The sequence below is a fragment of the Nocardia sp. NPDC004568 genome, assembly GCF_040609955.1.
GTDB lineage: Bacteria > Actinomycetota > Actinomycetes > Mycobacteriales > Mycobacteriaceae > Nocardia.
The window spans coordinates 1-6,188 of record NZ_JBEXLL010000149.1 but is presented as its reverse complement, the minus strand read 5'-3'; the positions used below and the strand labels follow the sequence as shown (position 1 = coordinate 6,188).

General features: G+C 65.4%; 4 protein-coding genes. 3 read left to right on the top strand and 1 reads right to left on the bottom strand.

Going from position 1 to position 6,188, the window contains the following annotated elements; translation table 11 throughout:
• From ABZV91_RS31930 to ABZV91_RS31920, 3 genes are all read left to right on the top strand, one after another.
• A partial coding sequence (locus ABZV91_RS31930) for a hypothetical protein (protein ID WP_355249442.1) occupies positions 1-218 on the top strand: 218 nt, incomplete at its 5' end.
• Positions 219-328: 110 nt separating this feature from the next.
• Positions 329-4,297 carry a DNA-directed RNA polymerase subunit beta' gene (locus ABZV91_RS31925; RefSeq protein ID WP_355249441.1) on the top strand — a complete coding sequence of 1,323 codons (3,969 nt, stop codon included), beginning with the start codon at positions 329-331 and terminating at the stop codon, positions 4,295-4,297.
• Positions 4,298-4,890: 593 nt separating this feature from the next.
• Complete coding sequence (locus ABZV91_RS31920) at positions 4,891-5,229, top strand: hypothetical protein (RefSeq protein WP_355249440.1); 339 nt, start codon at positions 4,891-4,893, stop codon at positions 5,227-5,229.
• A 126-nt stretch (positions 5,230-5,355) separates the two neighbouring features.
• Here ABZV91_RS31920 and ABZV91_RS31915 read toward each other — a convergent pair whose 3' ends face one another.
• Positions 5,356-6,033 (bottom strand): TetR/AcrR family transcriptional regulator, encoded by a 678-nt coding sequence (locus ABZV91_RS31915; protein ID WP_355249439.1) that lies wholly within the window; start codon positions 6,031-6,033, stop codon positions 5,356-5,358.
• Positions 6,034-6,188 lie beyond the last annotated feature (155 nt).

Sequence of the window (6,188 nt, the reverse complement as noted above, 5' to 3'; positions counted from 1 at the left end):
AGGGCGAGAACATTCCGGAACCGGGCATCCCGGAATCGTTCAAGGTTCTGCTCAAGGAACTCCAGTCCCTGTGCCTCAATGTCGAGGTGCTGTCGTCGGACGGCGCCGCGATCGAGATGCGCGACGGGGACGACGAGGATCTCGAGCGGGCGGCGGCCAACCTGGGCATCAACCTGTCCAGGAACGAAGCGGCCACCGTCGACGATCTGGCGAACTAGGGCGTTGGCCGGGTGCCGTGACGAATTACGGCTCGGTACCCGGCCACCGCGTTCGAATCCAATAGAGAACTTTTGCTCGTATTCGACCCGCACAGGGGAAAGGAAGTTACGTGCTAGACGTCAACTTCTTCGATGAACTCCGGATCGGCCTGGCCACCGCCGACGACATCCGCCAGTGGTCCTACGGCGAGGTGAAGAAACCGGAGACCATCAACTACCGCACGCTCAAGCCGGAGAAGGACGGCTTGTTCTGCGAGAAAATCTTCGGTCCCACCCGGGACTGGGAGTGCTACTGCGGTAAGTACAAGCGCGTCCGCTTCAAGGGCATCATCTGTGAGCGCTGCGGCGTCGAGGTGACCCGTGCGAAGGTGCGCCGTGAGCGGATGGGCCATATCGAGCTGGCCGCCCCGGTCACCCACATCTGGTACTTCAAGGGTGTGCCGAGCCGCCTCGGCTACCTGCTCGACCTGGCGCCGAAGGATCTGGAAAAGATCATCTACTTCGCCGCCTACGTCATCACCGCCGTCGACGACGAGATGCGGCACAACGAGCTGTCGACTCTCGAGGCCGAGATGGAGGTCGAGAAGAAGACCGTCGCCGATCAGCGTGACGCCGACCTCGAGGCCCGGGCCCAGAAGCTCGAGGCCGATCTGGCCGAGCTCGAGGCCGAGGGCGCGAAGTCCGATGTGCGCCGCAAGGTCAAGGACGGCGGCGAGCGCGAGATGAAGCAGCTCCGCGACCGTGCCCAGCGTGAGCTGGACCGGCTCGAGGAGATCTGGAACACCTTCACCAAGCTGGCCCCCAAGCAGCTGATCGTGGACGAGGTGCTCTACCGCGAGCTGCAGGATCGATACGGCGAATACTTCACCGGCGCGATGGGCGCGGAGTCCATCCAGAAGCTGATGGAGAACTTCGATATCGAGGCCGAGGCCGAGAATCTGCGCGAGACCATCCGCAGCGGTAAGGGCCAGAAGAAGCTGCGCGCGCTCAAGCGGCTCAAGGTCGTCGCGGCGTTCCAGACCAACGGCAACTCGCCGATGGGCATGGTGCTCGACGCCGTTCCGGTGATCCCGCCGGAGCTGCGGCCGATGGTCCAGCTCGACGGTGGCCGCTTCGCCACCTCCGACCTGAACGACCTCTACCGGCGCGTCATCAACCGCAACAACCGCCTCAAGCGACTGATCGACCTCGGTGCCCCCGAGATCATCGTCAACAACGAGAAGCGGATGCTGCAGGAGTCCGTAGACGCGCTCTTCGACAACGGTCGTCGCGGCCGGCCGGTCACCGGTCCGGGTAACCGCCCGCTGAAGTCCCTGAGCGATCTGCTCAAGGGTAAGCAGGGTCGTTTCCGGCAGAACCTGCTCGGTAAGCGTGTCGACTACTCCGGCCGTTCGGTCATCGTCGTCGGTCCGCAGCTGAAACTGCACCAGTGCGGTCTGCCCAAGCTGATGGCGCTGGAGCTGTTCAAGCCGTTCGTGATGAAGCGGCTGGTCGACCTGAACCACGCGCAGAACATCAAATCCGCCAAGCGGATGGTCGAACGGCAGCGGCCGCAGGTGTGGGACGTCCTCGAAGAGGTCATCGCCGAGCACCCGGTGCTGCTGAACCGTGCGCCCACCCTGCACCGCCTCGGTATCCAGGCCTTCGAGCCGCAGCTGGTCGAGGGTAAGGCCATCCAGCTGCACCCGCTGGTCTGTGAGGCGTTCAACGCGGACTTCGACGGTGACCAGATGGCCGTACACCTGCCGCTGTCGGCGGAGGCGCAGGCCGAGGCCCGCATCCTGATGCTGTCCTCGAACAACATCCTGTCCCCGGCGTCGGGTCGCCCGCTGGCCATGCCGCGTCTGGACATGGTGACGGGTCTGTACTACCTGACCCGGCTCGACGAAGGCGCCAAGGGCGAGTACCGGCCCGCGACGGCCGAGGGTCCGGAGCAGGGCGTGTACTCCTCGCCGGCCGAAGCGCAGATGGCGGTGGACCGCGGTGAGCTCACCGTGCGGTCGACCATCAAGGTGCGGCTGACCGATCAGCGTCCGCCCAAGGACGTCGAGGCGGAACTGTTCCCGGAGGGCTGGCGGCGCGGCGACGCGTGGACCACCCAGACCACCCTGGGCCGGGTGCTGTTCAACGAACTGCTCCCGGGTGACTACGCGTTCATCAACGAGCCGATGCCGAAGAAGCGGCAGGCGACGATCATCAACGATCTCGCCGAGCGCTACCCGATGATCGTGGTCGCGCAGACCGTCGACAAGCTCAAGGACGCCGGCTTCTACTGGGCCACGCGTTCGGGTGTCACCGTCTCCATGTCGGACGTGCTCGTTCCGCCGGAGAAGGCCGAGATCATGGAGCGCTACGAGGCGCAGTCCGATCAGATCGAGAAGAAGTACCAGCGTGGTGCGCTCGATCACCAGGAGCGCAACAATGCCCTGGTGAAGATCTGGCAGGAAGCGACCGAAGAGGTCGGTCGGGCGCTGCGCGCGCACTACCCGGCCGACAACCCGATCATCACGATCGTCGATTCGGGCGCCACGGGTAACTTCACCCAGACCCGTACCCTCGCGGGTATGAAGGGCCTGGTGACGAACCCGAAGGGTGAGTTCATCCCGCGGCCGATCAAGTCCTCCTTCCGTGAGGGCCTGACGGTGCTGGAGTACTTCATCAACACCCACGGTGCTCGTAAGGGTCTGGCCGACACCGCGCTGCGTACCGCCGACTCGGGCTACCTGACCCGTCGTCTGGTGGACGTCTCGCAGGACGTGATCGTGCGCGAGCACGACTGCGGCACCGAACGCGGTATCACCGTGCACATCGCGGAGAAGCAGGGCGGGGTGGGTGATGCGCCAGCCGTGCTCATCCGGGACCCGCACGTGGAGACCTCGGCCTACGCCCGCACCCTGGCCGCCGACGCGCTCGACGATAGCGGCAACGTCGTGGTCACCAAGGGCGCGGACCTGGGCGATCCCGCGATCGAGGCGCTGCTGGACGCCGGTATCACCGAGGTGAAGGTCCGCTCCGTGCTGACCTGCACCACCGGCACCGGAGTCTGCGCGACCTGCTACGGCCGCTCGATGGCCACCGGCAAGCTCGTCGATATCGGTGAGGCCGTCGGTATCGTCGCCGCGCAGTCCATCGGTGAGCCCGGTACCCAGCTGACCATGCGTACCTTCCACCAGGGTGGTGTCGCGGGTGACGACATCACCGGCGGTCTGCCTCGTGTGCAGGAGCTCTTCGAAGCTCGTGTGCCCAAGGGCAAGGCGCCGATCGCGGAGGTCTCGGGCCGGGTGCGGCTGGAGGACGACGACCGCTTCTACAAGATCACCATCATTCCCGACGACGGCGGGGACGATGTGGTCTACGACAAGCTGTCCAAGCGTCAGCGGCTGCGCGTGTTCAAGCACGACGACGGCACCGAGCGGCTGCTCTCCGACGGCGACCACGTCGAGGTCGGCCAGCAGTTGCTGGAAGGTGCGGCGGATCCGCACGAGGTGCTGCGCGTGATGGGCCCCCGGCAGGTCCAGATCCACCTGGTCCACGAGGTCCAGGAGGTCTACCGGAGCCAGGGTGTGTCCATCCACGACAAGCACATCGAGGTCATCGTCCGCCAGATGCTGCGCCGGGTGACGATCATCGATTCGGGCGCCACCGAGTTCCTGCCCGGTTCGCTCACCGAGCGTTCGGAGTTCGAGGCGTCCAACCGCCGCGTCGTCGCCGAGGGCAACGAGCCCGCGGCCGGTCGTCCGGTGCTGATGGGTATCACCAAGGCGTCGCTGGCCACCGATTCGTGGCTGTCGGCGGCGTCCTTCCAGGAGACCACCCGAGTCCTGACGGACGCGGCGATCAACTGCCGCTCCGACCGGCTCATCGGCCTCAAGGAGAACGTGATCATCGGTAAGCTGATCCCGGCCGGTACCGGCATCAACCGGTACCGCAACATCCAGGTCCAGCCGACCGAGGAAGCGCGTGCCGCGGCGTACGCGGTGCCGTCCTACGACGACACCTACTACAGCCCGGAGGGCTTCGGCGCCACCACCGGTGCCGCGGTCCCGCTGGATGATTACGGTTTCAGCGACTACCGGTAATCGGTAGGTAGCAACAGCAGCCGGCCCTCGCATCTCTCCAGGTGCGGGGGCCGGCTACTTTTCGTGTACCGTGGGGCAGCGCCTTCGCCCGGAATCGGATCCGTCGCATTACGAATCGCATCCGGCCGATAGCAGAAGCGGTTTGGAGTAGTGGCGTGTACGGGCGCTTCGCCGAAACGATGAGCAAACTTGCTCTGCGGTTGTCCGACGATATCCGCGGGTACTCGGCGGGGGATTCCGAGCGGATCCGGAATCTCACGAGCCGCCCGATCGGCGACTTGCTGCGTCTGACCGGACGGGCCGAAGAAGAAGGTAGTGCGGTAGTCGACCGAGCGACCGCGAATTCCGGTGCGGCGCGACCGCACGGCCTCCCGGCATTCGCTGACCTGCCTCGGGCGGAACATGTCCAATTGCATACCGGTTCGTGGCGGAGTGCTCTCGGCGCCGACCCGGACACTCGGGCCGATGCGCTGCTGGAGGCGGAACGAATTCACGACAACAAGGTCGCCGTCACCCGATATCAGCTCCGCAGATTCGGGCTGTCAGAGGATCTCGAGCAGCCGGTGCTACCCGGTACACCAGAATTCGATCGGATGATGGAGAAGGCGGACTCCGACTTGTTCGTGTTCGTGGTGCGGCACGACGGTGTCCCCGTGATAGTTCCCGAACGTGTAAAGTCCGTGCGCTTCAACCACGCCGGACTGATCCTGAACGCCGGGGACACTGTACCCGCTGCCGGGGAGATACGAATTCAGGGTCGCGCAGGCAGTTACATCGTGCCGGATATGAACAATAGGTCGGGCGCGTTCGAACCGCCGCCTGGCACTCTTTCGGCGTCGGCCGTTCCAGTGATGGAGCGCTACGGACTGTATCCACAGCAGGTGACAGCGCATGACCCCGGGACATTTACGAATTCGACCTACACCCGGTGACGGCTTGCGGGGCAGCGCGGAGGGATTCCGCCCGCTGTCTGCCGCGCGTTCCGAGCGCGGAGAATCGCCGCCGTCTCAGCGCGAGTGGAACGCGGGCACCTGACCGCTGACTGCCACGCCTGTCGGTCAGCTGTCGGAGAGGCTTTTCTGCAGGCCGTCCAGCAGCGCGGCCAGACCGAATTCGAAGCTGCTGTCGGGTGCCGCGTTGTATCCGGTGCCGGACGCCGCCTCGATCCGGTCGCGTAGGCGGGGCAACTTCCGGGCGATCTCGGTGGCGGCGGTCGTGGTTTCGCGTAGCCGCGCTTCAAGATCCCCGCCCGCGTGGGCCAGTCGGCGGGCGATGGAGACATTGGCGGCGGCTCCCACCGTGTTGCCCAGAACGAACATGAATACCGCGGCCGCGGCCCGGTCGGCCTGGCCGGTGGTGAAACCGGCCCCGTCGTAGACGGCGAGTACGTGCTCGTCGTATCGCGATTTGTTCTCCCCGTACAGCAGATACGCCGATTGCGCCTGGACCAGCCACGGGTGCCGGCTCATCATCGCGTACATCCCGCCGGCCAAGGTCTCGGCGGCGGTCCGCCAGTCCATGGTGCCGAGATCGGGTAGGTCGATCTCCGCCCAGACCCGGTCGGTGGCGAGGCGTACGAGATTGTCCTTGTTCTGGACGTGCCAGTACATCGCGGTGGGGGCCGAATCGAGGCGTTTGCCGAGGCTGCGCATATTGAGCCCGTCCAGCCCTTCCTCGTCGAGGAGTTCGATGGCCGTATCGACGATCTGTTCGCGGGTGAGGGTGTCGCGGGGCATGGGGACAACTCTAGGGCGCCGAGCGCGTCGGTCTTGCACTTAGTTCAAATTGCCACTTGAGCTAGACGAGTAAGTCCGAAGTCCCGTCGATGCCCGGACATGGGCGGAGGGCGTCTATGACCAGTGTGTGACCAATGATCTCGACGCCCTCCTGA